19 protein-coding genes and 1 tRNA gene are annotated in these 25,775 nt (G+C 70.1%); 8 read left to right on the top strand and 12 right to left on the bottom strand.

Annotated features, from left to right (window positions below):
- Positions 1 to 4: 4 nt before the first annotated feature.
- The 4 genes from AC07O8_RS08450 to AC07O8_RS08435 form a co-directional block, all read right to left on the bottom strand.
- Positions 5 to 92, bottom strand: a tRNA-Ser gene (locus AC07O8_RS08450).
- 150 nt (positions 93 to 242) lie between these two features.
- Positions 243 to 1,538: a serine--tRNA ligase gene (serS, locus tag AC07O8_RS08445; protein WP_495047571.1), complete on the bottom strand. Its 1,296-nt coding sequence runs from the start codon at positions 1,536 to 1,538 to the stop codon at positions 243 to 245.
- Positions 1,539 to 1,681: 143 nt separating this feature from the next.
- Positions 1,682 to 2,662: a 4-hydroxy-3-methylbut-2-enyl diphosphate reductase gene (gene ispH / locus AC07O8_RS08440; RefSeq protein ID WP_495047570.1), complete on the bottom strand. Its 981-nt coding sequence runs from the start codon at positions 2,660 to 2,662 to the stop codon at positions 1,682 to 1,684.
- A complete protein-coding gene (locus AC07O8_RS08435) occupies positions 2,662 to 3,108 on the bottom strand; it encodes an FKBP-type peptidyl-prolyl cis-trans isomerase (RefSeq protein ID WP_495047569.1) in 447 nt (148 codons plus the stop codon). Before AC07O8_RS08435 ends, ispH begins: the two co-directional genes overlap by 1 nt.
- A 73-nt stretch (positions 3,109 to 3,181) precedes the next feature.
- On the opposite strand from AC07O8_RS08435, the gene radC reads away from it, so the two are divergent.
- From radC to AC07O8_RS08420, 3 genes are all read left to right on the top strand, one after another.
- Complete coding sequence (radC, locus tag AC07O8_RS08430) at positions 3,182 to 3,856, top strand: RadC family protein (protein ID WP_495047568.1); 675 nt, start codon at positions 3,182 to 3,184, stop codon at positions 3,854 to 3,856.
- Positions 3,853 to 4,491, top strand: coding sequence for a Smr/MutS family protein (locus AC07O8_RS08425; protein ID WP_495047567.1), 639 nt, complete (start codon positions 3,853 to 3,855; stop codon positions 4,489 to 4,491). The genes radC and AC07O8_RS08425 overlap by 4 nt, the downstream gene beginning before the upstream one ends.
- A 204-nt stretch (positions 4,492 to 4,695) precedes the next feature.
- Positions 4,696 to 5,334, top strand: a complete 639-nt coding sequence (locus tag AC07O8_RS08420) for a hypothetical protein (RefSeq protein WP_495047566.1) — start codon at positions 4,696 to 4,698, stop codon at positions 5,332 to 5,334.
- 152 nt (positions 5,335 to 5,486) lie between these two features.
- On the opposite strand, the gene AC07O8_RS08415 is transcribed toward AC07O8_RS08420, so the two are convergent.
- The 4 genes from AC07O8_RS08415 to AC07O8_RS08400 form a co-directional block, all read right to left on the bottom strand.
- Positions 5,487 to 5,870: a hypothetical protein gene (locus tag AC07O8_RS08415; RefSeq protein ID WP_495047565.1), complete on the bottom strand. Its 384-nt coding sequence runs from the start codon at positions 5,868 to 5,870 to the stop codon at positions 5,487 to 5,489.
- A 101-nt stretch (positions 5,871 to 5,971) separates the two neighbouring features.
- Positions 5,972 to 7,246 carry a hypothetical protein gene (locus AC07O8_RS08410; protein WP_495047564.1) on the bottom strand — a complete coding sequence of 425 codons (1,275 nt, stop codon included), beginning with the start codon at positions 7,244 to 7,246 and terminating at the stop codon, positions 5,972 to 5,974.
- A gap of 86 nt (positions 7,247 to 7,332) precedes the next feature.
- A complete protein-coding gene (locus AC07O8_RS08405; protein ID WP_495047563.1) occupies positions 7,333 to 15,582 on the bottom strand; it encodes a two-partner secretion domain-containing protein in 8,250 nt (2,749 codons plus the stop codon).
- Between the two features lie 5 nt (positions 15,583 to 15,587).
- On the bottom strand, positions 15,588 to 17,297 hold the full coding sequence (locus AC07O8_RS08400; protein ID WP_495047562.1) for a ShlB/FhaC/HecB family hemolysin secretion/activation protein: 1,710 nt from the start codon (positions 17,295 to 17,297) through the stop codon (positions 15,588 to 15,590).
- Between the two features lie 268 nt (positions 17,298 to 17,565).
- Here AC07O8_RS08400 and AC07O8_RS08395 point away from each other — a divergent pair, with 268 nt between their 5' ends.
- The gene (locus AC07O8_RS08395; protein WP_495047624.1) at positions 17,566 to 18,216 is read left to right on the top strand and encodes a response regulator; all 651 of its coding nucleotides are present in this window, start codon (positions 17,566 to 17,568) and stop codon (positions 18,214 to 18,216) included.
- Positions 18,201 to 20,249, top strand: a complete 2,049-nt coding sequence (locus AC07O8_RS08390) for a sensor histidine kinase (protein ID WP_495047561.1) — start codon at positions 18,201 to 18,203, stop codon at positions 20,247 to 20,249. The genes AC07O8_RS08395 and AC07O8_RS08390 overlap by 16 nt, the downstream gene beginning before the upstream one ends.
- Before the next feature lie 36 nt (positions 20,250 to 20,285).
- Here AC07O8_RS08390 and AC07O8_RS08385 read toward each other — a convergent pair whose 3' ends face one another.
- The 3 genes from AC07O8_RS08385 to AC07O8_RS08375 all read right to left on the bottom strand — a co-directional run bounded on the left by AC07O8_RS08385 (position 20,286) and on the right by AC07O8_RS08375 (position 22,317).
- Positions 20,286 to 20,711 carry a group II truncated hemoglobin gene (locus AC07O8_RS08385; protein ID WP_495047560.1) on the bottom strand — a complete coding sequence of 142 codons (426 nt, stop codon included), beginning with the start codon at positions 20,709 to 20,711 and terminating at the stop codon, positions 20,286 to 20,288.
- Between the two features lie 77 nt (positions 20,712 to 20,788).
- Positions 20,789 to 21,601, bottom strand: coding sequence for a MinD/ParA family protein (locus AC07O8_RS08380; protein ID WP_495047559.1), 813 nt, complete (start codon positions 21,599 to 21,601; stop codon positions 20,789 to 20,791).
- Entirely contained in the window at positions 21,598 to 22,317 is a 720-nt protein-coding gene (locus tag AC07O8_RS08375) for a GGDEF domain-containing protein (protein ID WP_495047558.1), read from the bottom strand. The genes AC07O8_RS08380 and AC07O8_RS08375 overlap by 4 nt, the downstream gene beginning before the upstream one ends.
- Positions 22,318 to 22,502: 185 nt before the next feature.
- Here AC07O8_RS08375 and AC07O8_RS08370 point away from each other — a divergent pair, with 185 nt between their 5' ends.
- The 3 genes from AC07O8_RS08370 (at position 22,503) to AC07O8_RS08360 (ending at position 25,314) form a co-directional block, all read left to right on the top strand.
- The gene (locus AC07O8_RS08370; RefSeq protein ID WP_495047557.1) at positions 22,503 to 23,372 is read left to right on the top strand and encodes a CheR family methyltransferase; all 870 of its coding nucleotides are present in this window, start codon (positions 22,503 to 22,505) and stop codon (positions 23,370 to 23,372) included.
- 58 nt (positions 23,373 to 23,430) lie between these two features.
- Complete coding sequence (gene cheD / locus AC07O8_RS08365; RefSeq protein WP_495047556.1) at positions 23,431 to 24,102, top strand: chemoreceptor glutamine deamidase CheD; 672 nt, start codon at positions 23,431 to 23,433, stop codon at positions 24,100 to 24,102.
- Positions 24,103 to 24,189: 87 nt separating this feature from the next.
- The gene (locus AC07O8_RS08360) at positions 24,190 to 25,314 is read left to right on the top strand and encodes a protein-glutamate methylesterase/protein-glutamine glutaminase (protein ID WP_495047555.1); all 1,125 of its coding nucleotides are present in this window, start codon (positions 24,190 to 24,192) and stop codon (positions 25,312 to 25,314) included.
- Here AC07O8_RS08360 and AC07O8_RS08355 read toward each other — a convergent pair whose 3' ends face one another.
- Complete coding sequence (locus AC07O8_RS08355; RefSeq protein ID WP_495047554.1) at positions 25,315 to 25,668, bottom strand: hypothetical protein; 354 nt, start codon at positions 25,666 to 25,668, stop codon at positions 25,315 to 25,317.
- Positions 25,669 to 25,775: the final 107 nt, after the last annotated feature.

Here is a 25,775-nt window from a genome sequence, read left to right as displayed (position 1 = left end):
TTTCTGGAGGAGAGGGGGGGATTCGAACCCCCGAGACGTTTCCGTCCGCCTGATTTCGAGTCAGGTACATTCAACCACTCTGCCACCTCTCCGGAATTCGGTGATCGCCGTGGTTGTCAGCGACTAAGCCAAAGAGTTTAGCAAGTTTCCGACAGCCTGGGAACAACTGTAATCGGATTTGGGCGATTGCCGTTTCAACACAACAGTTGTCACCTCGCTCTCCGTAACAAGCGTCTTGTCGTTCAAGCCTTCAACACGTCCTTGCCGCCGAGGTACGGACGCAGCGCTTCCGGCACCGTGATGCTGCCGTCGGCCTGCTGGTAGTTCTCCAGCACCGCGACCAGCGTGCGCCCCACCGCCAGGCCCGAGCCGTTCAGCGTGTGCACCAGTTCGTTCTTGCCTTGGGCCGTCTTGAAACGCGCTTGCATGCGGCGGGCCTGGAAGGCGCCCATGTTCGAGCACGAACTGATCTCGCGGTAGGTGTTCTGCGCCGGGAGCCAGACCTCCAGGTCGTAGGTCTTCACCGAGCCGAAGCCCATGTCGCCGGCGCACAGCAGCACGGTGCGATACGGCAGGCCGAGCTTCTGCAGCACGGCCTCGGCGTGGGCGGTCATCTCTTCAAGCGCGGCCATGCTGTGCTCAGGCTGCTCGATGCGGACCATCTCGACCTTGTCGAACTGGTGCTGGCGGATCATGCCGCGCGTGTCGCGACCGGCCGAACCTGCCTCCGAGCGGAAGCACGGGCTGTGCGCCGTCAGCTTGACCGGCAGTTCGTCGACCGTCAGGACGCTCTCGCGCACCGAGTTGGTCAGCGAGATCTCCGAGGTCGAGATCAGGTACTGCTCGTTCTGCTCGTCGTCGCCGCCGCGCAGCACCCAGAACATGTCTTCCTTGAACTTGGGCAGCTGGCCCGTGCCCTCGAGGATCTCGCGGTTGACGATGTAGGGCGTGTAGCACTCGGTGTAGCCGTGCTCCTGCGTCTGCATGTCGAGCATGAACTGCGCGAGCGCGCGGTGCAGGCGCGCCACCGGACCCTTCAGGAAGGCGAAGCGCGACCCCGACAGCTTGGCGCCGAGCTCGAAGTCCAGGCCCAGCGGCGCGCCGAGGTCGACATGGTCCTCGACCGCGAAGTCGAACTCGCGCGGCTGGCCCCAGCGGCGCACCTCGACGTTGCCGCTCTCGTCCGCGCCCGCCGGCACGCTGGCGTCGGGCAGGTTGGGGACGCTCATCAGCATCGTGTTGAGCTCGACCTGGATCAGGTCCAGCTTCTCGGCGCCGGCCTTCAGCTCGTCGGCGATGCCGGCGACCTCGGCCATCACGGCGCTGGCGTCCTCGCCCTTGCCCTTCAACATGCCGACCTGCTTGGACAGCTGGTTGCGCCTGGCCTGCAGCTCCTCGGTGCGGATCTGCACCTGCTTGCGGTCGGCCTCCAGGGTCTTGAAACGCTCGACGTCCAGGAACGGTTGGGGATTCTTGCGCTGTTGGAGGCGCTCGATGACGGCGTCCAGGTCCTTGCGCAGCAGGGTGATGTCCAGCATGGTGTGTCTTTCGTGTTCTGCGCCGACGGCGGCCCTCTTCGGAGGGGCGTCGGCGATGAAGGGGGAATGTCGATCAGCGGGCGCTCGACGGGGAGCTCATCCGGAACTTGGCGGCGCCCCTCGGAAGAGGGTGGCCGCGACGATCAAGATCGACCGCTGGTGACTTCGGCCATGGACTTGTCGCCCAGCCCCATCGGCAGCGGGAAGCGCACGTGCTCCTCGACGCCCGGCAGCGTGCGCACCGTGGTCGCCCCCAGCTCGCGCAGACGCGCGATCACGGCCTGCACCAGCACGTCCGGCGCCGAGGCCCCCGCGGTAAGGCCCACCTTCGAGCGTCCGTCCAGCCATTCGGCCTGCACGTCCTCGGCGGCGTCGACCATGTAGGCCGGCGTGCCCAGGCGCTCCGCCAGTTCGCGCAGGCGGTTGCTGTTGGAGCTGGTCGGGCTGCCGACCACCACCACCACGTCGACCTGCGGCGCCATCACCTTCACGGCATCCTGCCGGTTCTGCGTGGCGTAGCAGATGTCCTGCTTCTTCGGCTCGCGGACCTCGGGGAAGTGCTTCTTCACGGCGCGCAGGATCTCGGCCGCGTCGTCGACGCTGAGCGTCGTCTGCGTGACCACCGCCAGCCGGCTGGGATCCTTGACCCGCACGTGCGGCACGTCCGAGGCTTCCTCGACGAGGTAGATCCCGTCGCTGAGCTGGCCCATCGTGCCCTCGACCTCGGGGTGGCCCTTGTGGCCGATCATGATGAACTCGTAGCCCTCACGGTGCAGCTTGGCCACCTCGACGTGGACCTTGGTCACCAGCGGGCAGGTCGCGTCGAAGATCTGGAAACCGCGCGCCTGCGCTTCCTGGCGCACCGCCTGGCTGACGCCATGGGCCGAGAACACCAGCGTCGCGCCCGGGGGCACCTCGGTCAGGTCTTCGATGAAGATCGCGCCCTTGGCCTTCAGGTCGTTGACCACGTAGGTGTTGTGCACGATCTCGTGCCGCACGTAGATCGGCGCGCCGAACTTCTTCAGCGCGCGCTCGACGATCTCGATCGCGCGGTCCACGCCGGCGCAGAAACCGCGCGGCTCGGCCAGCACGATGTCCTTCATGTTCACGTCCATCGCCGTCATCACAGCACCCCGATCAGCTGCACCTCGAAGCTGACGGGCTGTCCCGCCAACGGGTGATTGAAATCGAACAGCAACCAGTCCTCCCCCAGCTCGCGCACCACGCCGGCGTACTGGCCCTGGCCGTCCGGCGTCGGGAACTGCACGACGTCGCCGACGTGGTAGTCCTCGTCCGGATCGCCCAGCTGGCGCATCAGCGCGCGCTTCACGCGCTGCAGCAGCTCGGGGTTGCGCTCGCCGAAAGCCTCGCCCGGCGCCAGTTCGACGCGGGTGTGCGTGCCCTCGGCCAGGCCGACCAGGCGCGCCTCGATCGCGGGCGCCAATTCGCCGGCGCCCAGCGTCAGCGTGGCCGGCAGCTTGTCGGCGAACGTGTTGATCAGGTCCTGGCCGTCCGGCCCGCTCAGCCGGTAGTGCAGGGTCAGGAAGGATCCGGGTTGAACGAGGGTCACTAGTCAGGGGGATTTTGGGAATCGAGGCGTGATTTTAGGCTGGAGCGCCAAGGTCCTCCCGCCAAGACGCGCCATGCCCCTTTCAGACCTGCCCCCCGAAGTCCGTCCACGTGAACGCTTGACTGCCCTCGGCCCTGCCGCCATGACCGACTGCGAGCTGCTCTCCCTCATCTTGCGCACCGGGCTTCGCGGCGAATCCGTCCTTCATCTGTCCGCCAGGGTCCTCAAGCATTTCGGTGGTCTCCATAAGCTGATGCAAGCGGATGACGCCGCGCTGAGCCGCATCAAGGGCCTGGGGCCCGGGAAGCGCAGCCAGTTGCTCGTCATCACGGAAATGGCGCGTCGATCCCTGCGGGGACCTCTGGAGGATGTGCCTGTCTTTGAATCCTCGGAATCTGTCCGCACCTACCTGCGACTGCAGTTCGGCGACTTGCACTATGAATGCTTCGCCGTCATGTTCCTGGACATCCAACATCGGCTCATCGCCCTGGAGACCCTGTTCCATGGCACCCTTTCCCATACCATTGCCTATCCCCGCGAGGTGGTGAAGCGCGCGTTGGTCTTGAACGCCGCCGCCGTCATCCTGGTTCATAACCATCCGTCCGGCAGTACCAAGCCGTCCCCCGAGGACGTCAAGCTCACCCACGTGATGCTGCAGTCGTTGGCACTGGTGGATGTGAAAGTACTGGACCACTTCATCGTCGGCGCGGGCGACGCCGTACCGTTGACCGACCTGGGCCTGCTGTGACCGACCGACTGCGCAGCCTGCAAGACCTGCAGACGCTGCACCGAGAACTGAAGCTCCGCCAACGCGCGGAGGAAGAGCGCCGCGAGCGCGAGGCCGCGCTTGCGCGGCTGCGCGACGAGGAAGCCCGCATCTTCGAGCGCACCGTCGGCGTGGTCGTGCCGCTGCCGGAGACCAACCGGGTGATCCTGAACGCCGGTCGGCCCGAGCCGGAGCCGCGCCAGCGCGAGCTCGACGAGCAGATGGCCTGGAAGCAGGCGCTGTCGGACGATTTCGACGTCGACTCGCTGCTGGAGACGGACGAGACGCTGTCGTTCCGCAGACCCGAGATCTCGGCCGAATCGGTGCGCAAGCTGCGACGCGGCCATTGGGCGCTGCAGGCGCAGATCGACCTGCACGGCCTGCGCCGCGATCAGGCGCGCGAGGCGCTGGGCCTCTTCATCCACGACAGCGCCCGGCGCGGCCTGCGCTGCGTGCGCGTGGTCCACGGCAAGGGCAACGGTTCTCCCGGTCGCGAGCCCGTGCTGAAGGCACGCGTGCGCCGCTGGCTCGTCCAGAAGCAGGAAGTCCTGGCCTTCGTCCAGGCCCGCGCCAGCGATGGCGGCAGCGGCGCGTTGATGGTGCTGCTCAACAGCTGAGCGTCGCCGCTCTCCCCCTCTCCGCCCACGCGGGCTTTCCCCTCCCCCGAAGCGCGTTGTTTTCCGGAACACGCGATTGCGTCGCCATGCCCGCGTGGCTAGTCTGCAGACATGCCGGCGTAGTCGAGAACCGTTCTCAACAATTCTCAACAGATTGAGTCTTCGCAACCACGCAGCCATCGTTTCGATGGGGAGGGAACACGCATGTCGATGCACGCTCCGAACGCCCGCACCACCGGGCTCGTCCTGGTCGGCCTCGTCCACCTGCTGATGGTGGGCGCCCTGGTCAAGGGCTTCCAGCGCCACGCCGCCGAGGCGCCGCCGCTCATCCAGGTCAAGACGATCGACGAGCCCGAAAACAAGCCCAAGCCGGTCGAACCGCTGCGCATCCCCGAACCGGCGATCCCGATGCCGCGTGTGGTCGAGGTACCGATTCCCCCCGTGGACATCACCCCGACGAAGGAACCGGTGGTCGTCGCCGTGGGGGTCTCCGATGGCCGGACCAACACCCCCTTCGAGGTGAAGGACACCAGCCCCACGCAGGAAACGATCCCCGTCAAGACGCCGCCGGTCACCACCATCAAGACGGCCGGCGCAATCTGCACGCAGATGGCGGCGCCGGAGATGCCCGCGGTGAACTGGACCGGTGAGGCGGTGTTCCGCGCCGTGGCCGACGTGCAGGGCGGCCGCGTCGTCGCCGTGCAGCTGCAGGCGCTCGGCGGATCGATGGACGCCCGCACCCGACGCGCGTTCTCCAATGCGATCGAGGGCACGCTGAAGTCGCGCTACGTCTGCCCCGGCGAGCACCGCTTCCAACAGGACTTCGCGTTCCGCATGGACTGACTGCCCGCTGCGCGTCCGATCGCCCTCACGGGCGATCGCTGCGCCGCAATGAAAAACGCCGGTACGCAATCGCGTCCGGCGTTTCGTTCTTTGGGGGGAGCATCCCCCTCCCATACGCATCAATGCGGCATCAATGCGGCATCAATGCAGCATCAATGCAGCATCAGGCTGCCGTACGGCGACACCGGCGTGGTGAACGCCATCAGCAGCCGCTCCGGGCGGAACTCGCCGACCGTCTCGGCCCCCTGCCAGTGGGTCTCGATCGCATGCTCCAGGCCCTTCAGCACGCAGAACGACATGAAGGCGTGTTCCGCCTCCTCGCCGTCCATGTCCACGTGCTGCAGCCGCACGCAGGCTGCGCGCAGGAAGTTCAGCATCTGGATGGGACTGTCCGTGTCCGGGCAGTAGCCGGCGCAGACCTCGATGTCTTCCCGGGCGTCGTCGGACAGCCAGAGACGGCCGTCGTCGATCCGGACATGCATCAGGTCGGGATTGGCGTCGATGCCGACCTCATCGTCGTGGAGCAGCGTGTACATGATGGATCGGACGGTAGACGAAGCCGCGCAGCCGTGTTCATCGGCTCCCCCGCCGGGAGAGGCGTCAGTGTCAGATATGCACGCTGCAGGCACCGTTTACATCATTTCGTGGTGTGGGCGTAGAACGCCGCGCGCAGTACCGCGGGGCCTTCGGGTACCACCGGCGCCTGTCCCGCGCGCTGCATCGGCACCCCGGAGATCCGCAGTTCCAGCGCCCCGCCCTGCGCGTCGACGCCGGCGAACAGCAGCGCCTGCCGGTTGTCCGCCTCCATCTTCGAGACGGTGGTGCCCGGCCGCCAGCCCAGCTGCTGGAACGCGCGGGCCAGTTGCCCGCCTGCATCCGCCATGCGCAGGCGCAACGCCTCGTCGGGGGCGGCGTCGGTCGTCCACACCACGTTGACGTGGGTCAGCCGGCCCGAGGCCTGGTCCAGGATGTAGGTCACGGTCGCGGGCACCGGGCCGGGCTCCAACCGGTCGAGTCGCAGCACCAGGGCGCGCGGGCTCGCCTTCGGGTCTTCGACGACACGGATCGCCTGCGGCATCGCCCTGAAGTCGCGCTGGATGGCGCCGCGCAGGCTCGTCTCGTCCATGCCGAACAGTGCCGAGCGGAATCCCGAGACCCGATAAGCGCCCGCGGCCGTCGTCGACGCGGCCGCCGAAGCGGGATCCATCGCCGGATAGGGATCGGGCCGGTCGGCGTTCGCCACCATCCGCAGTCGCAGCTGCGACGGCCCCGCCGATGCGACGCGATGCTCGCGCGCCCGCGCCGGCGAGCTCGCGGTGCGCCCCCGCGCCTCCACGTCCACATCCACGCCCAGCAGCCGGATCTCCGCGCCCGCGCCCTGGAAGTCCTTGCCCGAGAACACGATCAGCGTCCCGTCCGGCAGCAGATGGCCGCGACGCGTCGCCAGCGGCGGCCAGCGCCAGCCGGCCATCGTCGCGCCGACGGCGCGGGCCGCCTCGACCAGCCCCGCGCGCTGCGCCGACGTCGACGGACCGTCGGTGGTCCACTCCACGTCGATCGCCACCAGCCGCGCGCTGGCCGCGCCGAAGCGGTAGCGGATCAGCACCGGCGTCGGCGCCGGCACCCGCGGCAGCGCGGCGACGCGCACCGTCAGGTCGACGGCGCCGCTGTCGGGGTCGACGTACTCGTGCGGCGGCGACACGGTCTCGGGATAGTCCCGCGCGACCGCGGCGCGGACCTCTGCGAGGCTCATGCCGAAGCGCGCCTCGCCGTGACCGGTGATCGCATAGGGACGGCCCTCGACGAGATAACGGGCGGGCTGGCCGGTGAGCGAGATTTCGAAAGGCATGTCGGCGGCCTGCGCCACGGGAACGACCGAGGCCATCGCCGCCGCGGCGGCGACTCCGGCCATGCCGGCCCGCAGGCGCGGGGTTGGGGAAAGTCGGGGGAATCGGGGAAATCGAGAGAATCGGAGAAGGAAGTTCATTCGAATGGTCCTCAAGGGCCGGTCGGCGAGACGTAGGTGACCTTGCCGTCCACCACGGCCAGTTGCACGCCCATGCTGTTGGCCATGCCGCGCAGCGCGGCTTCCTCGCGCTGGTTGGCGCCCGCGAAGTCGGAGCTGTGCGCCATGTCGATGGCCGCTTGCGGATTGGTCTTGAGCAGGTTCAGGAAGGTCGCCTGGTCAGCCTGCTCCTTCTTGATCAGCGCCTGTGTGCGGCTGACCATCGAGCTGTAGCCGGTGTAGAAGGCCTGCATGCTGTCCCAGGTCTTGCGGACCCCTTCGTCATAGAGGTAGTTCCACGGCCGATCCTTCCAGCGGGGGTTCTCGTCCAGGTACTTGAAGCGCGCCGCCGCATCCGTGATCGACGCGGCATAACTGCTGTCGGCCGCCGAGTAATGGTTGTCCGGCTCGCTGTGGTTCAAGCCGAGGACGTTGAACACCGCGCGGCCCGCGGCGTTGTCGAACATCGCCTCCGCGAGGCCCATCGGGTCGATCGAGAAGTTCAGCGACAGCCCCAGCCCGCCGAAGCCCAGCTGCGCGCCCAGGTCCAGCGACACGCTGATCGCGCCGTCCGAGATGCCGATCGAATAGTTGAAGGTGCCGCCGATCGATCCCGGCGAGTAGACCGTCGCGCCGCCGCCGACCGCGCCCGTGCTGCCCGTCACGCCGCCGGCGACGCCGACCGAGGAGCCGACCCCGACCGCGTTGTCGAAGCGCTGCGTCACGCCGTCCAGGCCGAACTTCAGTTCCTGGTCGGTGCGGGCGTAGACGAAGGTGCTGACCGTCGTGCTCAGGCGGGCGTCGCCCAGTCCGTCGACGTTGCCTCCCACCCCCGCCTGCGCCGACGCGCCCGCACGCGCCTCCGCACCGAGCTGCACGCCGGTGATGCCGACGCGCCCGATCGCGTAGGCCTCGCCCTGCGCGCCGAAGGTGACGTAGCCGGGGCCGGCGGTGATCGTCACATCGACGTGGCCGCTGGCGTTGGCCTCCAGCTTCACGCCGGTGATGCCGAACTTGGCCAGGGCGGTGATCTCGCCGCTGGCCTGCGTGGACAGGTCCACGCCGCCGATCGTCACGCCGGTCTGCACCGCGCCGCTGGCCGTGACGCCGGCGCCGCCGCCCATCGGTCCGACCGTCGCGTCCACAGCGACGCCGGTACCGGTGATGTGCCGACCGAAGTCCTCCGTCTGGCCGGAGCTGCTGCTGGTCCAGCCGGTCAGCGGCGGCGGCACCACCGCAGGCGCGGGCTGCGGCAACGGCGGGATCGTCGGGATCTGCTGCGCCGTGTCGCTGAAGCTGCCGCCCAACATGGCCGACGTGAACACGTCCAGGGTCCCGGGGTCGTTGGCGGTGTAGGGATAGCCGCCGTAGCCCGAGCCGAGGATCTGGAAGTCCCTCGCGTCGGCGCCGGCCAGACCGGTGACGCGGAAGACATAACGGCCGGGCACCAGATGGCTGAGGTCGCTCACCGGCTTGCCCTGCGGGTCGTAGGCGGTGACCACCGGATGAACGTCCGGGCCGCTGAAGGGACCGTCCGGCCCGCGCAGCGTGGCGATGCCCGGCGTACCGACGAGTTCGTTGAAGAAGATGGCGCTGGTGACGCTGTAGCTCAGCGACATCGGGCTGATGGTCAGCAGGCCCGGCAGGCTGCCGCTGTCGGCGATGCGGTAGTTCTTGGCCGCCGCGCCGGTCAGACCGGTCACGACCTTGAAGTACTGGCCCGCATGGGTGAAACGATCCGCCGCGAACGCATTGCCCGCGAAGTCGACCAGGCCGATCGTGCCGTCGATCGCGTCGCCCGGCAGGACGTTCTCGAAGGTCGCCCTGCCGAGGTTCACGCCACCGTCGACCGGGAGGCCCCACGGCGTGCAGCCGGTTCGGGTGCAGTCGTGCACGTACCCACCGTAGGTATAGCCCGTCGCGCCGATGCCGTAGGTCACCGGCCGCGGCGCGACCGTCAAGGTCCCGCCGAGGAGGCTCACCGCGTAGTTGCCGTTCTGCGCGCCGGTCAACGAGCCGGTCCAGTCATAGCCGCCGACGTCCAGGCGCGGCGCATAGAGCAGCGGATCGTTGCCCTTGCCGACCGCCTGGCTCTGCAAGGCCCCGCCGGCATCGACGCGCACGCCGACGTCGTCGCCGGCCAGCACGCCCGTCAGCGCGCCGAGCTTGGCCGGATCGCCGTACACGCTCGCCACGCTGGCCGGCGTGAAGACCAGCGACTTGCGGGCGATGCTCAGCGGTGCCGTCGCGCCGTCCGTGGAGACGAAGCGATAGTTTTTGCTGAAGTCGATGACCGTGTCCTGGCGGCCTTCCTGCTTCAGGCCGAGCACCACCTGCAGGTAGTCCCCCGCGGCAGTGCGGTCGCCGTAGCTGATCTCACCCGCGTTGTTGACGATGTGGAAATCCGGCTTGACCCACAGCGCGTCGTTGCCGATCAGCCCCGACACCGTCACCGCCGGCGCGACGTAGCTGCCGTAGACGGTGCTGATCGCGCCGACGGAGACGGTGACCGGCTTGGGCGCCACCGTGATCACCGCGATGCCGGTCGAGCCGCTGGCCGTGTAGTAGTTCGCCGCGTCGCGCCCCGAAAGTCGCGCGACGTAGAGGTAGCTGCCGACGTTGAGCTTGTCGTCGATCGCGTACTCGAAGCCCGGACCGACGGATCGCCCCTGCAGTTGCGTGGCGACGGCCACCGTGCCGAGGTTGACCTCGTCGCCCGGGAGGATCCCGGTGGTCAGGTGCAGCGCCGGCAGGCTGCCGCCGTAGAGGATGTCCAGGCTGCCGCTGTCCAGCGACCGCCCGATCTCGCGCTTCAGGACGTTCATGTAGCCCACGTTGGACGCGGGCAGATCGGGCGGTATCCCGTTGCCGGGCGCGATCACGTAATTCGCCGCGTCCGCGCCGCCCAGCCCGTCGACGCGGACCGGATACCGGCCCGACGGCGTCCGTTCCCACAGGCTCACCGGATCGAAGAGGCTGGTCAGTGCGGCGACCTGGTCGCCCGACAACACGCCGTTGAGGCTGCTGGTCGGCATCCGCGGCACGTCGCCGTAGGTGGACGTCGTGTCGGACGTCGTGACGGTGACCGGCTTCGGCCGCACGACGAAGTCGCCGAACGACGGCCTCAGCGTGTAGTTGCCGGCATCGGCGCCTTGCAGCGCGCCGCCGGTGGCGTAGCTGCCCACCGGCAGGCGCGCGGGGGCCGTCGTCACGTTGCCGCTGGGCAGGGTCAACCAGGCGTCGACGGACACCTGGTCGCCAGGCCGCAGTTCGTTCGACAACGAGGACCGGAAGCTGTACTGGTCCGAGCTGCCGTAGGTCGACAGGTTCACGAGGCCGTTCGGCCCCTGCAGCCAGGCGGTCCCGGTGATCGCGATCGGACTCACCGTGAGCGTCGCGCCCCGGTTGCCGGTGCCGGCCATCACGTAGTTGCCCGCGTCGGCGCCGGTCAGGCCGGTGCCGGTCATCGTGTAGGTGCCGACGTTGAGCGCGCCGCTGCTCGATCGCGGCATCGCCGAGACGCTCGTGACGACCGAGACCTGGTCCCCCGCCAGCAAGCCGTCGACGGCCCCCCGGGCGATCGGCAGGTCCGAGCCGACCATGCCGTAGCTCGGGTTGAAGGTGGAGAACGTGCCGTCCGGCGCAATGGTGCTGTACCGGACGTTCTGGAAGTAGCCGTCCACGGTGACGGTCACGACCTTGGGCGCGACGGTCAGCGTGGCCGTCGTCGAGCCGACATCCGTCGCCACGTAGTTGGACGCGTCCGCGCCGGTCAGGCCACGCAGGCCGAGCGTCCAGTTGCCCGCGTTCGTCCGGTCGGTCGGCGCGGCGCCGGTGGCCATCAACACGGCGGGACCGGCGCTCACCGTGTCGCCGGACAGCACGCCCAGCAGCGACGCGGCACCGAGGGTCGGCGTCGTGCCGTACGTGCCCGACGCATCCTGCGCGATATAGCTGATCGGGCGCGGCTGGACCGTCAAGGTGCCGGCCGCGTTGCCGGTCGTGGCCAGCATGTAGTTCGGGTTGCCCGTGATCGCCACGACCGCCTCGGTGTAGACGCCGGCATGCGTGCGATCGGTCAGCGCCACCGGCGTGATGCCGGACAGCAGCGCCGTCGTGTAGCCGACCGTGTCGCCCGCGAGCACGTTGCCCAGCGTCACCGCGCCCAGCGTGGCGAGGTTGCCGTAGACCGAGCTGGCATTGGCCGTCGCGAAGCTCACCGGCCGCGGCGTCACCGTCAGCGCGCCGACGGCGTTGCCGGAGCCGGCCAGCGTGTAATTGCCCGCATCCGCGCCGATGAGGGCGTTGACGCCCGCCCACCAGTTGCCGCCCACGGTCGGCCGCGCCACGACGCCGCCGCCGCCGTCCAGCGCCGTCAGCAGCGCACCGACGTTGTCGCCGGGCAGCACGCCGGTGAGCAAGGTCGAACTGCCCGCGACGGTGGGAAGGTCGCCGTAGATCGCGCTGCCGGCGGAGACGCTCCAGCTCAGCGGCTTGGGTGAGACGACCCAGCTGGCCGGCGTGTTGCCGCTCGCCGCGATCACGTAGTTGCCGGCGGCCGCGCCGTTCAGCGAGGCCGTCGTCGCACCGAAGGTGTACGTGCCGGCATGCGTGGTCGCCGACAGCGACTGCGGAGTGCCGCCGATGTCGAGCCTCGGCAGGGCCTCGACCTCATCGCCGCCGACGATGCCGCTCAGCACAGGCCTGCTCGCGACGGGCGAGGAGCCGTAGACGTTGCCGCCGCTGGTCGCGACATAGGTCAGCGGCTTGGGCTTGACGACGATGTCCAGCGCCGAATTGCCGCTGCCCGCGATGACGTAGTTGCCGGCGTCGGCGCCGGTCAGCCCGGCGACGCTGGTGACGTAATGGCCCACGGGCCAGGCCGAGGAGTTGCCGATGGCGACGGCGGTCTCGATGACATCGAAGCGCTGCGTGCCGACGACGGTGTCGCCTGCCAGCAGCCCGACCAGCCCGGGCGTCTGCAGCGTCTGGCCGTAGATCTGCTCGATGCTGCCGCCGACGTAGGTGAGCGTCTTGGGCGCGACGACGAGTCGTCCCGCCGCATTGCCGCCGCCGGCCAGCGTGTAGTTGCCCACCTGGGCGCCGCCCAGGCCGGTCACGATCTCGGCATAGGTGCCGGCGCGCGTGTTGGCGGCCAGCGAGAACGGCGTGCTGCCGTCGGCGCTGGCGGCGACGGTCCCCGTCACGACGTCGCCGGCGAGCACACCGCCCAGCGTCGCGACGCCCAGCGTGGCCAGCGTGCCGTAGACACTGCCGGCATCGGTCACCGACCAGGTGAGCGCCTTCGGATCGACGCGGAACACGCCGTCGCTGTTGCCGCTCACGGCGAGCACATAGTTCGACGCCGCAGCGCCGGCCAGCGTGGTCACGGAGGCCGCGTAGCTGCCGGCCGCCAGACGCGCGCTCGCCGCGACCGGCGACCCGCCCGCGCTCAGGCCGATGACGCCGCTCACGTCGTCGCCGGAGAGCACGCCGGTGAGCAGCGAGATCGGCAACGCCGACGCGGTCCCGTAAGTCTGCGCCGCGTTGCCGACGAAGAAGCTCACCGGCTTGGGCGCGATCGTGAGCGTCGCGCTCACGCTCCCGCTCAGATCGATCGCGTAGTTGGAGGCCGCCGCGCCGCCCAGGCCCGTCAACGCGAAGTTCCAGGTACCGGCGCCGACGCGCTCGCCGAAACCGTAGCCGGCGCCGTTGGCCGTCATCGCGACCCCGCCCTGCCCGCCCAGCGTGGCGATGGGCGCGACGCTGTCGCCGTTCACGATGCCGGTCAGGCTCACGACCGACGCCGGCGCGCCGTAGACGGCGTTGCCGGCGGCGACCGTCGGCGTCAGCGTGCGGCGCGTGATCGTCAGCGGCATCGTGGCGCTGCGCATGTCGACGAAGAAGTTGCCGACGACGCCCGGATCGAACGCCGCCGCGCCGGTCCCCGCCAGCGTCAGCGTGCCGCTGCCCGCGGCCGCCGTCACGCCGGGGCCGCTGACCGACAGCGAGCCCGGCAGGAACAGCCCGTCCAGCGTCGCCGCCGGACCGCCCACCTGGTGCACCGGCGCGCGGCCGAGGTGCTCGGCGTCCGGATCGGCATCGCCGTAGACGCGCGTGACCGCGCCGCCGACGCCGTTGCCCAGCGCCACGCGCGTCGCGTCGACGCCGCCCAGACGCGCCAGACGCGTGACGACGCCGTCCTCGACGAATCGGAACAGCCCCTCGCCCACGATGGTGTCGGTGGCCTCGGTGGTCCAGTCGACGGCATGGCCCTCGATCCGGCTCCCGCCGCTGACCTTCAGGGCGCCGCTCAGCGTCGCCGTGCCGGCGACCGAGACGTTGCCGCCGATGACGATCGGCACCGGCATCGGGCCGCCGGAACTGGCCGTGGGCATCACCGTCGCCGACAGCGATTCGCCCGCGAACCCGCCCAGCCGCAACGCCCCGGCATTGCGCTCGGTGTTGCCGGCGCCGTCGGCCATCAGCAGCGTGAGCGGGCCGTTGTCGGTGATGAAGTTCGCGCCACCCAGGTCGAGCGAAGCGAGCCCCGCGCCGCGTTCCGCATTGACGACACCGTGGGCCGCCGTGTCGTTGGCGGTGATGGTCCAGTGGCCGCCGCCGTTGCTGAAGGCGCCGCTGAGCAGCACCGAGCGGCCCGCCGCCAGCGTCAGGTCGCCCGCCGCCGCGCCGCCGGGACCGCGGGAGATGCCGGTGAAGAAGGTCGACCAGGTGATGTCCTGGCTGGCCTGCAGGCGCACGTCGACGCCCGCGCCCAGCAGCGACGCGAGGTCGCCGGAATTCAGCGTCGTCGTCCCGGCGGGGTTGTCCGTGAAGCCGATGTCGCCGGGCGGCGTGGCCGCCGCCGCGTCGCCGATGACGATGTCCTGCGGGTCCAGCAGCAGCCGCGCGCCGCGGCCCAGCACCAGCCGGTCCAGCGCCACCGCCTGCACCGTGGACGCGGACGAGATCTCCACCGCGCCGCCCGCCGCCGCGCCGTGCGCGTCGATCCGACCCAGCATCCGGGTGGCGCTCGCGCTCCACACGATCGCGGTCCCGCCGACGCCCGACGCGTCGTGCGCGGCGACGTCGATGCGGCTGTCCGCGTCCATGCCGACGCGGTCGGCGGCGGCCAGCAGCGGCAGCACGCCGAAGCGGCCGAGGTAGCGCCCGTCGGTGTCCGCCAGCGCCGCGTCCGCGCGTCCGCCCTGGAAGGCGCCGCCCACGCGCACGAGACCGCCGCGCGTGGCGCCGCTCGCATCGAGCGTCGCGCCGGCGAGGGTCACGTCATGCCCCGTGACGTCGATGCGTCCGCCGCCCGCCGTCGCCGAGGACGCATCCAGTGTGCCGCCGACACGCACCGTGCCGCCGGCGCCGCCGTCGAGCACGATGGACCCGTCCACGCCCGACAGCGTCGTGGCGCGTATCGTGCCCGGCAGGTGGATCGCTTCGCGCAGGGCCTCGCGCACGGTCGACGCGCGCAGCGCGACCAGGCCGGCCTCGATGCGGCCGCCGTTGCCGATCAGCGGCCGGCTGTCGCCGTCGACGGCGTCGGCCGGCAGCATCACCTGCAGGAAGCCGTCGCCGGAGAAGTCCAGCGTCGCGGCCGAGGCGCTGCCCAGCGCCACCTTGCCCAGCGGAGCGAGGATCAGGCCGTCGTTCTCGACCCGCCCGCCCAGGAGCGCGACCTGGCCGCCTTCGCCGGTGACGATGCGCCCCTGATTGAGGACGTTGCCGCCGCGGCCGTTGAAACGCAGCCGCCCGGCCATGAAGTCGTCGTCGGACAAGCCCAGCGTCGAGGCGACGAAACCGGCCCGCGTATCGACGAGGCCGCTCGCCGTGATCGCGATGCCTTGCGGGTTGATCAGGAAGACGCTGCCGTTGGCCTTCAGCGTGCCGGCGATCTCGGACCCCAACGGGCCGGTGACGACGTTCAGCGTCGACGCCTGCGCGTTGGGCTGGTTGAAGTTGACGACGCCGCCCGCGCCGATGGCGAACGCCTCCCAGCGCAGCACCGCGCGCTGCGAGTGCTGCTGGATGTCGAGCCGGTTGCCGTTCGGCGCGCCGATCGTGGCCTGGCCGGCGCTGACGCTGCCGCTCTTCGGCAGTACGGGCAGCACCGACGGCGCCGCCGTCTGCGCGCCGGCCAACGGCATCAGACCGGCCAGGATGGCGGCGGTCAGCGCCGTCAGGCGCGGGCGGGTCGGCGTCGAGGCGCGGGAGGAATGCGGGGAGCGTGTCATGGTCGTCAGAACTGGACTTGCGCTTTCACGAACGCCTGGAACTCGTCCAGGCCGAAAGGGCGGTAACGGCGGCGGCCGGCCTCGACGGAGAGCTCGGCGCCGCGCCAGCGCGTGCGCAGGCCCGCGCCGCCGGACGCGGCCAGGCGATGCCCCTGCGAGCCGGCGAATTCGGACCACGGCCGTCCCATCGCCGCGAAGACGTAGGGCTGCAACTGCAGGCCCGCGCCGCCGACGGTGGGCGTCCAGGCCCGCGACACCTCCTGGCGCAGGGTCCAGCCGTTGTCGTCCGAGATGGCGCCGGACCGGAAGGTCGACAGCGCGTCCTCGCCGTCCAGGCTGAACAGCTCGGCGCTCGGCAGCACGTGGCCGAGCGCGCTCTGCAGCCTGGCCGAAGTGCGCGCGCCCAGCCCCCAGGGCAGCTCGACCTCGGCGCTGGCGTTGAACTCCAGCTTCGTGAAGTAGGGCCGCGCGCCGTAGCGCGACACCGGCACGCCGGTGGCCGCGATGTCGGCCGCCGTGCGGGCGCCGAGTCCGGGCAGACCGCGCGACAGCGTCGCGCCCACGCGCAGGCGCGCCGACTCGCCGTTGCGGACGTAGTCCGCCGCGATGCGGCCGACGCGCAGCTTGTCCTCGCTCATGACGAAGTCGAAATCGGGCAGCGAGTCGATCTGCCGGCTCGCGTCGAACGTCCCGGTGAGGGTCAGTTCCTGCGCCCGCGTCAGCAGCAGCGGATAGATCAGGCGCAGGCTGTAGCGTTCGAGCTGGCTGCGCGAGCGCAGCGCGCCGGCGGGCGCGCGCGGCTGCGTGTCGGACACGGTGAATTCGGGGTTGAGGCTCAGGCCGTCGGCCGTCAGCGGCAGGATCGCGCCGCCGCCCAGCACCCGCCGCGGCGCGTCGTCGCGCCAGGCGGTGCCCCAGTCCTTGCCGCCCGAGGCGTAGGTGTAGAACTGCTCGCCCCGGCCCAGCGCCTGGTTCAGGCGCAGCTGGACCGTGGTCTGCCACGGGCCGAGCGACTCGCTCAGGCGTCGGTCCGCCGAGACGGTGATCGCCGATCCGACGTGTTCCCCTTCGAGCACCAGCACCGTGCCGCCGACCGCTTCGCCCGCGCCCAACGCGCTGCGCATCTGCAGGCCGGGTCCGCGACCCGCCAGCGTCAGCGCCCGCTCCAGCGCCTCGCCGCGCAGATGCCGGCGCCCCAGCAGGCCGGCCAACGCCTGCTCGACCGCCCGACGCGCCCGTTCAGGCACGGCCGAGGCATCGATGCGCTCCAGGTAGCCGTCCACCACGCGCAGTGCGAAGACGCCGCCGTCCTTCACCTGCTGCGGCGGCACGACCACGCGCACCAGCGGATAACCGGCCTCGCGGTAGAGCGCCTCGACGGCGTCGGCCAGTTGGTAGAACGCCGCCACCGTCTGGCGCCGACCGCGCAGCGGCGCCGCCAGCGTGGCGCAAGCCGCGGCCAGTTCCGGGAAGCCGTCGATGAAGCGCACCTCGTCGACGCTGACCTGCAGGTCGCGCGCCTGCGCCGGCACCGCGTTGGGCGCGGGCACCGGCAGCGGCGCGGCGGACGCGGCCGGCTCGGGCGGGCGCAGATCGCGCGGCGTGACCTGCGGCGCCAGCGGCGTGACCTGCGGCGGACTCTGCTGGGCCAGCGCCGCGCCGGCGGACAAGGCCAGGGCGGTGCCGCCGAGCACGGCGGAACGGAATGGACGCATGCGGGATTCCCTCGAACCGCCCGCGTGCGCGGGCGATCCCTCGTTGTTCTTGCTCGTTGTTCTTGCTCGTTGTCGTGCTCTCGTGGAGGCTGTCCTGGCAGCGGCGCGATCGTAGGCGGGGGTCCGCCCGGGCGGCGTAGAACGAATGGACTACACGGCCACCCCGTCGGCGCCAGACAATCGCCATCCGATGCAAACCGCACACGCCACCGCCCCCGCCGCGCCGCTCCCGGGCGCCACCGTCAACGGCTCTCCGTACGATGCGCTCATGACGCTCATCCACGTGGTCCTGGTCGAGGACGATCCGGGCTTCGGCGACGCCCTCTGCCGCGTCGTGGAGGATTCGCCGGGGATGCGCCTGGCGGGTCGCGCGGTCACGCGCGCCGAGGGCCTGGCGCTGCTGGCCGGTCCGCCGGCCGACGTGCTGCTGGTGGACCTGGGCCTGCCCGACGGCTCCGGCATCGACGTCATCCGCGCCGCCGCGCGCGACTGGCCCGCGTGCCACATCATGGTCAGCACGAACTTCGGCGACGAGACCCACGTGATCCGCTCGATCGAGGCCGGCGCCTCGGGCTACCTGCTCAAGGACAGCGTCCCGGCGCGCATCGTCGAGGAGATCCGCAGCCTGGCCGCCGGCGGCAGCCCGATCAGCCCCATCATCGCCAGGAAGGTGCTGTCGCGCTTCCGCCAGGACGCCGCGCGCGCCGTCCCGGCCGAGGCCTCGCCGCTGTCCGCCCGCGAGAACGAGGTCCTGGGCCTGATCACCAAGGGCTTCTCGACGGCCGAGATCGCGGACCTCATGACCCTGTCGCCGTTCACCGTGCGCAGCTTCGTGCGCCGCATCTACGGCAAGCTCAAGGTGAGCTCCAAGGCCGAGGCCATCTTCGAGGCGCGCTCGCAGGGATGGCTGCCGGAGTGACGCCCTCCCGCGCTTCCCCGCGCCCGTCCCCGGTCGCCTGGCTGGTGCTGCTCGCGTCGCTGGTGCTGGCGGCGGTGGTCGCGGCGGTGGCGCTCGGCGCCTTCGTCGACCGCGCCTTCAGCCCCGCGCTGCACCTGACTGAAGCCGACTGGCAGGTCTCCGAGCGCCCTGGCCGCGTCGCGCCGCCGGCGACGCAGGACGCCGACGCGCTGCCGCAGGACTGGCATCCGGTGACGTTGCCGCTGGCCCTGCCGGTGGCGCTGCTGAGCCAGGCCGAGGCCGCACGCGAAGGCGACGCCGCCGTGCGCACGACCTGGCTCCGCGTGCGCGTGCCGCAGGCGCCAGGTCGTGCGCACGGCCTGCTCGCGGGCCCGCTGGGCCTGTACGGTGCGCGCATCAAGACCGACGGCACCCTCGCCGTCTACGCCGACGGTCACCTGGTCCATCGCGCCCAGGAACAGGGCCCGCTGTGGAACAGCACCCGCACGCCGCTGTGGGTGTCGCTGGAGCCGTCCGAGGACGGCCGGCCGGTGCGCGAGCTGCTGATCCGGCTGGAACACACCGGCCGCAGCCAGGTCGCCGTCTCCAGCCTGTGGCTGGGACCCGTCGACGCGCTGCGCGCCCGCCATCACCTGCGCGCCTGGCTGCAGCTGGAGCTGCCGGCGATCCTCGGCGCGGGCTTCGCGGCGATCGGCGTGTTCGCGCTGTTCGTCTGGATCCGCCGCCCGCACGAGACCGGCTACCTGCTGTTCTTCAACCTGGCGGCGACGTCCTACCTGCGCGGGCTGCACTTCTACGTCTCGCTCCCGATCACCAACGACACCTTCGCCTGGCTCACCGTCAACTCGCTGTTCTGGCTGGTGACCGTCGTCCACTTCTTCCTGCGCTCGTTGCATGGCCAGCCGATGCGGGGCATGACCCGCGCGCTGGTGGCGGTGACGGTGCTGGTCGGCATCGCCACGCTGCCACTGCCCGGCCTGCTGCCCAACACGCCGCGCGTGACGCCGCTGCTCTACCTCGTCGTCGCCGGCATGGGCATCGTGGTCGGCACGGCGGGCGCGCGCGCCGCCTGGAAGAGCTCCCGCGAAGGCCGGCTCGTGGCTGCCGGCATCGGCGTGTGCGTGCTGCTGGGCATGTCGGACTGGGCACTGCAGAACAACGTCGTCAGCCCCGAGGGCTGGTACCTCGGCGCCTATGCCAACGCGGTGGCGTTGACGGTCTTCGGCCTGCTGATGTACCACCGCTACGTCCAGGCGATCGCCACCGTGGAGGACCTCAACGCCAGCCTGGCCGAACGGCTGGCCGCGCGCGAGGCCGAACTCGGCGAGAGCCACCGCCGCCTGCGCGAGATCGAGCGCCGGCAGGCGGTCAGCGACGAGCGCCAGCGCCTGATGCAGGACATGCACGACGGCCTGGGTGCGGCGTTGATCGGCGCGATCCGCAGCGCCGAGCGCGGCGCGCTGCCTGAGCGGGACATGGCGCGCGTGCTGCAGGACTGCCTCGACGACCTGAAGCTGACGATCGATTCGATGGAGCCGGTCGAGGCCGACCTGCTGCTGCTGCTGGCGACCTTGCGCTTCCGGCTGGAGCCGCGGCTGGAAGGCAGCGGCGTCGCCCTGCGCTGGGACGTGCGCGAGGTGCCGCCGTTGCCATGGCTGGAGCCCGCGAGCGCGCTGCACATCATGCGCATCGTCCAGGAGAGCATCGCCAACGTGCTGCGCCACACACGCGCGTCGGAGATCTGCCTGAGCACCTCGACCCAGGACGGCGGCGTGTGCGTCGAGATCGTCGACAACGGCCAGGGCTTCGACGTGGCGGCCACGCTGGCCCGCGGTGGCGGACGCGGTCTGCGGAATCAGCAGCGCCGCGCGGCGGCCATCGGGGCACGCGTGGACTGGCTGTCCGGCGCGCAGGGAACTCGCTTCAGGCTCTGGCTGCCGCTGGCGCCGCTGGCGCCGCCGGCCTCGCCGTCATCGCCGTCATCGCCGTCATCGCCGTCATCGCCGTCATCGCGAATTGGGCAAGCCACCTAGCAGCCGATCGACGCACCTCGCCTCAGACGTCGCGACTCAGACGTTCCGCATCCAGTCCGCCGTGTTGGCGAACGAGGCGGCCAGGCGCCGCTGCAGCGCCACGTCCAGCTCGCATTCGGCCATCGCCTGCGTCATCGCCGACATCCACTGGTCGCGCTCGGCGATGCCGATGCGATAGGGCATGTGGCGGGCGCGCAGGCGCGGATGGCCGAAGCGTTCGACGAAGTGGTCCGGACCGCCGAGCCAGCCGCACAGGAACCAGAACAGCTTGTCCCGCGAGCCGTCCAGCGTCGTCGGGTGGATCGCCCGCAGCTGCGCGAAGCGCGGCTCCAGGTCCATCAGGTCGTAGAAGCGGTCGACGAGGCGACGGACCGCGTCCTCGCCGCCGACCCACTCGAAAGGGGTGGCGGGCGCGGCGCCCGCCGGCGTGCCGTCGGCACCGGTCTCGGTGGAATCAGTCATCGGGATCGGGGTCGGGATCGGGGACCAGTGACAAGGACGGGAACAGATCGGGAACAGATCGGCAAACCGCGCCGGTCTCAGGCGTGTCCGGCGGAATATTCCAGCACCTTGGTCGCGAGCCCGCGGATCCCCTGCGCCGCGTCGCAGCCGGGGTAGTGTTCCAGCAGCAGCTGCCGCTTGAGCACGGCCTGCCGGACCATCGGATCGTTCTTGACCTCGCCGAGCAGTTCCAACTTGAAGGTCTGGCCCGGGGTCGGGCCGACGAAACGCTGCAGCACCTGCTGCAGCTGACCGCAGATCAGCTTGCCTTCGCCGGGCCGGTTGGCCTGGTTGACCACCAGGCGCACCAGTCGGCGCTCCTGCTGGGTGGCCAGCACCTTGATCGTGGCGTACGCGTCCGTCAGCGAGGTCGGCTCCGGCGTCGCGACGACGAGCACGTCATGCGCCATCGACACCGAGAACAGCACCACGTCCGAGATGCCGGCGCCGGTGTCCAGCAGCACGTAGTCGAAACGCGGCCGCACGACCTCGAGGATGTGCAGCAGCTTGTCGCGCACGTCGGGCGTCAGCCGCGAGTACTCGACCATGCCCGAGCCCGCCAGCAGCACGTGGAAGCCGCCCGGCGCGGGCAGGATGGCCTGGTCCAGGGTGCAGCGTTCGGTGAAGACGTCGTGCAGCGTGAGCTTGGGGTGCAGGTTCAGCACCACGTCCAGGTTGGCCAGGCCGAGGTCGGCATCCAGCACCAGCACGCGTTCGCCGCGCGCGGCCAGGGCCGCCGCCAGGTTGGCGGTGACGAAGGTCTTGCCCACGCCGCCCTTGCCGCTCGTGACGGCCAAGGTGCGAGCGCCTCCGCGGGCATTCGATGCAGCAGGAGCTGTTGTATTGCTCATTCACTATCCTGTTGCGTTACGGCGAACAACATGCCCTTTTCCTCGGCGCTCACCAGCGAGTCCACATGACTCTCCAGGCAGGCGCGGTTGCGGCCTTCGGCCTTGGCACGGTAAAGCTGGCGGTCCGCCCGTTCCGTCCAGATCAGTGTCGATGACCGCACCCACTGGGGCGCGAACGCCCCGCCGATGCTGATCGTGCAAGTCAGTGGCGGCTGCCCGCCGCCCGCGCTGATGGCCAGCGCCTGCACCCGCTGCCGGATGCGTTCCGCGACCGTCACCCCGAACGAGGTCGGGCAGTTGGGCAGGATGATGGCGAACTCTTCGCCGCCGATCCGCGCCACCGTGTCCATCGGCCGCACCGTCTGCGCGATCGACTGCGCGACCGCGCGGATCACCAGGTCGCCGGCGGCGTGGCCGTGCTTGTCGTTGACCGCCTTGAAGTGGTCGATGTCCAGCATCAGCAGCAGCGCCGGTTCGCCGGACCGCGCCACGCGGTCGACCTCGCGCGCCAGCGCCATCTCGAAGCTGCGGCGGTTGACCAGGCCGGTCAAGGCGTCCTTGCTGGAGAGATCGCACAAGGCGTCGAGGATGCCCTGCAGCCACGGCTCCGAATACGGCTCCGCGTCGGGCAGCATCGCACCGGCCTGCTGCAGCAGCTGCAGGGCCAGGTCCAGGCGCAGCTTGTGGGCTGCAATGAGACTGTGCGGAGCGTCCAAGGTCGATTCAGGCAATTTCGGGGCAGTCTAGCGGCTTCCCCCCCAAATGAGCGCGCAGAAAAGAGGGGTTCCCCCCACCTCTTTCACACATCAAATGGACCAAACCCAATCAAACTAGATATTGTCGACAATGGCGATCACCCGGTGCTACGGCATCTCCTCTTCGAAGAAAACCAGACAGCCCCATGCGCCCAGGTCAACCGGTCTCGCTCGCGGCCCCGTCGCCGGTAGAGGCGATCGATCATGAGTTCAGCTTCAGCAAGGCCGACTTCGAACGCGTCCGCCAGCTGATCTACCAGCACGCCGGCATCTCGCTGCACGACGGCAAGCATGCGATGGTCTACAGCCGGCTGTCGCGCCGGCTGCGCGACACCGGCTACAAGAGCTTCGCCGACTACCTCCAGTGGCTGGAGGGCGTCTCCGGCCCGCAGGGCGACCAGGAGTGGCAGGAGTTCGTCAACTGCCTGACCACCAACCTGACCTCGTTCTTCCGCGAGGACCACCATTTCCTGTCGCTCACCGACGACCTCAAGACGCTGACCGGCAAGCCGATCCGCATCTGGTGCTGCGCGGCGTCGACCGGCGAGGAGCCCTACTCCATCGCGATGACCTGCCAGGAATCGCTGGGCGCGAACAGCGGCGTGCAGATCGTCTCCAGCGACATCGACACCAACGTGCTGAACACCGCGCGCAAGGGCGTCTACGCGGCCGAGTCGCGCGGCCTGTCGCCGCAGCGCCTCAAGCAGTTCTTCCTGCGCGGCACCGGCGCCAACGAGGGCCGCATCCGCGTGCGCCCCGAGCTGGCGAAGATGATCGACTTCCGCCCGCTGAACCTGATGCATGCCTCGTGGTCGCTGGGCGACCCCTTCCACGTGGTGTTCTGCCGCAACGTCATGATCTATTTCGACGCCCCGACGCAGCGCAAGGTGCTGGAGCGCATCCACAAGGTGATGCGTCCCGGCGGTCTGCTGTTCGTCGGGCATTCCGAGAACTTCACCGATTCCCGCGATCTCTTCCGCCTGCGCGGCAAGACGATCTACGAACGCGTCGGCTGATCGGCACGAACGATCCGCCGTACGACGATCCGAAGAACCTCCATCCATGGCCACCCTCATGACCCTGCCCTCCGCCTCCTCCGCGATGCAGCAAAGCGCGGCGCTGGCCAGCGCCGGCGCGGCCCGCGTGGCCCAGCTCAAGTCGGTGACGCGCAAGAACGGCGAGGCGTCGTTCTTCTTCTACGAAGCGCATTTCAAGAACGCCGCGGTCAAGGTCCTGCCCGGCGAGTATTTCGTCGACAACGACGACCTGCTGGTGATGACCACGCTGGGCTCGTGCATCGCGGCCTGCCTGTGGGACCGCCACGCGCAGGTCGGCGGCATGAACCATTTCATGCTGCCCGAAGGCCAGGGCGACTCGGGCCGCTACGGCTCGTTCGCGATGGAACTGCTGATCAACGAGATGATGAAACGCGGCGCGTCCAAGAGCCGCATGGAAGCGAAGATCTTCGGCGGCGGCGCGGTGATCGCCGGCATGAACACGATCAACGTCGGCGAGCGCAACACCAACTTCGTCATCGACTTCCTGAAGCTCGAACGCATCCCCATCGTGTCCAAGGACGTGATGGACGTGTATCCGCGCAAGGTGTGCTTCCTGCCCAAGAGCGGCAAGGCGATGGTCAAGCGCCTGGCGCCGACCAACACCGACGCGCTGGTGCAGCAGGACAAGGCCGCCGCCCAGCAGGCGCAACCGGTGGCGAGCACCGGCGGCTCGATCGACCTGTTCTGACGCGCACGCACACTGAGACCACATCGGGGCGGCACTGAGGCGGCAAGAGCGCCGCAGCGGACCCGGCAGTACCGAGGAGTAAAAGACATGGCCAAGACCACCGTCGTCGTCGTCGACGATTCCGCGCTGGTGCGGAGCATCCTGACCGAGATCATCAACCGTCAGCCCGACATGCAGTGCATCGGGGCCGCCAGCGATCCGCTGGTCGCGCGGGAGATGATCCGCAACCTCAACCCCGACGTGATCACGCTCGACGTCGAGATGCCGAAGATGGACGGCCTCGATTTCCTGCAACGCCTGATGCGCCTGCGGCCGATGCCGGTCGTGATGGTGTCGACGCTGACCGAGCGTGGCGCCGAGGTCACGCTGAAAGCCTTGGAACTGGGCGCGGTGGACTTCGTCGCCAAGCCCAAGATCGGCGTGGCCGACGGCATCCGCGCGCTGGCGCAGGACATCACGGACAAGATCCGCATCGCGGCGAAGGCGCAGATCCGGCGCCTGCACGCGCCCGGTCCGGCCGCGGCGCCGGGCGCGCCCGGAACCCCCACCGCGACCGGCGGCGCGACGCCGCCGCTCAAGCCCGCCTCGCCGATCGCGAGCCTGGGCCGGCTGTCGACCGAGAAGATCATCTTCATCGGCGCCTCGACCGGCGGCACCGAAGCGACCAAGGACGTGCTGATCAACCTGCCGGCCGACTGCCCGGCGGTGTGCATCACGCAGCACATGCCGGCGGGCTTCACCCGCAGCTATGCGGCGCGGCTGGACGGCCTGTGCAAGATCCGCGTGAAGGAAGCGCAGGACGGCGAGCGCATCCTGCCCGGCCACGGCTACATCGCGCCGGGCGGCATGCATTTCAGCGTGGAGCGCTCGGGCGCCAACTACATCGCCCGCGTCCAGGACGGCGAGGCGGTGAACCGCCACAAGCCGTCGGTGGAGGTGCTGTTCAATTCCGCCGCGCGCGTGGTGGGCCAGAACGCGCTGGGCATCATGCTCACCGGCATGGGCGCGGACGGCGCCAAGGCGATGAGGACGATGAAGGACGCGGGCTCCTACAACCTCGTGCAGGACGAGGCGACCTGCGTCGTCTTCGGCATGCCGCGCGAGGCCATCAACGCCGGCGCCGCCGACGAGGTCCTGCCGCTGCACCAGATCGCCACGCGGCTGATCGAGCGCCTGCGCAGCACGGCGGGCATGTCGATGAACCGCGTGTGATCACCGGTCCTTGGCCCGGTTGACGACGGGCAGCGCACGCGCCTGCGCCGGCGCGGCGGTCTGACGATCGTTGGCCGTGGCGACCAGCGCCGCCTGGCGCGCGGCCTGCTCGCGGGCGACCCGTTGCGCTTCCACCTTCGCCAGACGCTGCTCGCGGGCGGCGATCTGCAGCTCGGCGTTGACGTCGTTGAACGCGTGGGCGTTGGAAACCAGCGCCAGCGCCGAGAGGATCGCGATCAGCACGGTCAGCGCCGGTCCGATCACCGGGAAACGCGCCCACGGCGAGTAGGCGTAGCACGGGACCTGCGGGGTCAGCCGGGGGCGGAGGCAGGGAGTGATGTCGGGCTCGTTCATGGTCGTTCCTTCGTTCATCGGGGGGAGTTCGGGATCAGTGCTGGTAATCCTAGGTGCCCAGCAGGCGCTCTCCAAACGCTATATCCTTGCCTCCTTGAGTAGCCAGA

The organism is Roseateles sp. GW821-FHT09G09 (assembly GCF_059415965.1).
The sequence above is the reverse complement of the archived record's forward strand: the minus strand, read 5'-3'. Positions and strand labels throughout refer to the sequence as shown.

What these genes read in the sequence shown, in the direction of transcription:
- serS (WP_495047571.1), bottom strand. Translation starts at nt 1,538, where the DNA reads ATGCTGGACATCACCCTGCTGCGCAAGGACCTGGACGCCGTCATCGAG.
- ispH (WP_495047570.1), bottom strand. Translation starts at nt 2,662, where the DNA reads ATGACGGCGATGGACGTGAACATGAAGGACATCGTGCTGGCCGAGCCG.
- radC (WP_495047568.1), top strand. Translation starts at nt 3,182, where the DNA reads ATGCCCCTTTCAGACCTGCCCCCCGAAGTCCGTCCACGTGAACGCTTG.
- AC07O8_RS08420 (WP_495047566.1), top strand. Translation starts at nt 4,696, where the DNA reads ATGTCGATGCACGCTCCGAACGCCCGCACCACCGGGCTCGTCCTGGTC.
- AC07O8_RS08415 (WP_495047565.1), bottom strand. Translation starts at nt 5,870, where the DNA reads ATGTACACGCTGCTCCACGACGATGAGGTCGGCATCGACGCCAATCCC.
- AC07O8_RS08410 (WP_495047564.1), bottom strand. Translation starts at nt 7,246, where the DNA reads ATGGCCGGAGTCGCCGCCGCGGCGGCGATGGCCTCGGTCGTTCCCGTG.
- AC07O8_RS08405 (WP_495047563.1), bottom strand. Translation starts at nt 15,582, where the DNA reads ATGACACGCTCCCCGCATTCCTCCCGCGCCTCGACGCCGACCCGCCCG.
- AC07O8_RS08400 (WP_495047562.1), bottom strand. Translation starts at nt 17,297, where the DNA reads ATGCGTCCATTCCGTTCCGCCGTGCTCGGCGGCACCGCCCTGGCCTTG.
- AC07O8_RS08395 (WP_495047624.1), top strand. Translation starts at nt 17,566, where the DNA reads ATGACGCTCATCCACGTGGTCCTGGTCGAGGACGATCCGGGCTTCGGC.
- AC07O8_RS08390 (WP_495047561.1), top strand. Translation starts at nt 18,201, where the DNA reads ATGGCTGCCGGAGTGACGCCCTCCCGCGCTTCCCCGCGCCCGTCCCCG.
- AC07O8_RS08385 (WP_495047560.1), bottom strand. Translation starts at nt 20,711, where the DNA reads ATGACTGATTCCACCGAGACCGGTGCCGACGGCACGCCGGCGGGCGCC.
- AC07O8_RS08380 (WP_495047559.1), bottom strand. Translation starts at nt 21,601, where the DNA reads ATGAGCAATACAACAGCTCCTGCTGCATCGAATGCCCGCGGAGGCGCT.
- AC07O8_RS08370 (WP_495047557.1), top strand. Translation starts at nt 22,503, where the DNA reads ATGCGCCCAGGTCAACCGGTCTCGCTCGCGGCCCCGTCGCCGGTAGAG.
- cheD (WP_495047556.1), top strand. Translation starts at nt 23,431, where the DNA reads ATGACCCTGCCCTCCGCCTCCTCCGCGATGCAGCAAAGCGCGGCGCTG.
- AC07O8_RS08360 (WP_495047555.1), top strand. Translation starts at nt 24,190, where the DNA reads ATGGCCAAGACCACCGTCGTCGTCGTCGACGATTCCGCGCTGGTGCGG.
- AC07O8_RS08355 (WP_495047554.1), bottom strand. Translation starts at nt 25,668, where the DNA reads ATGAACGAGCCCGACATCACTCCCTGCCTCCGCCCCCGGCTGACCCCG.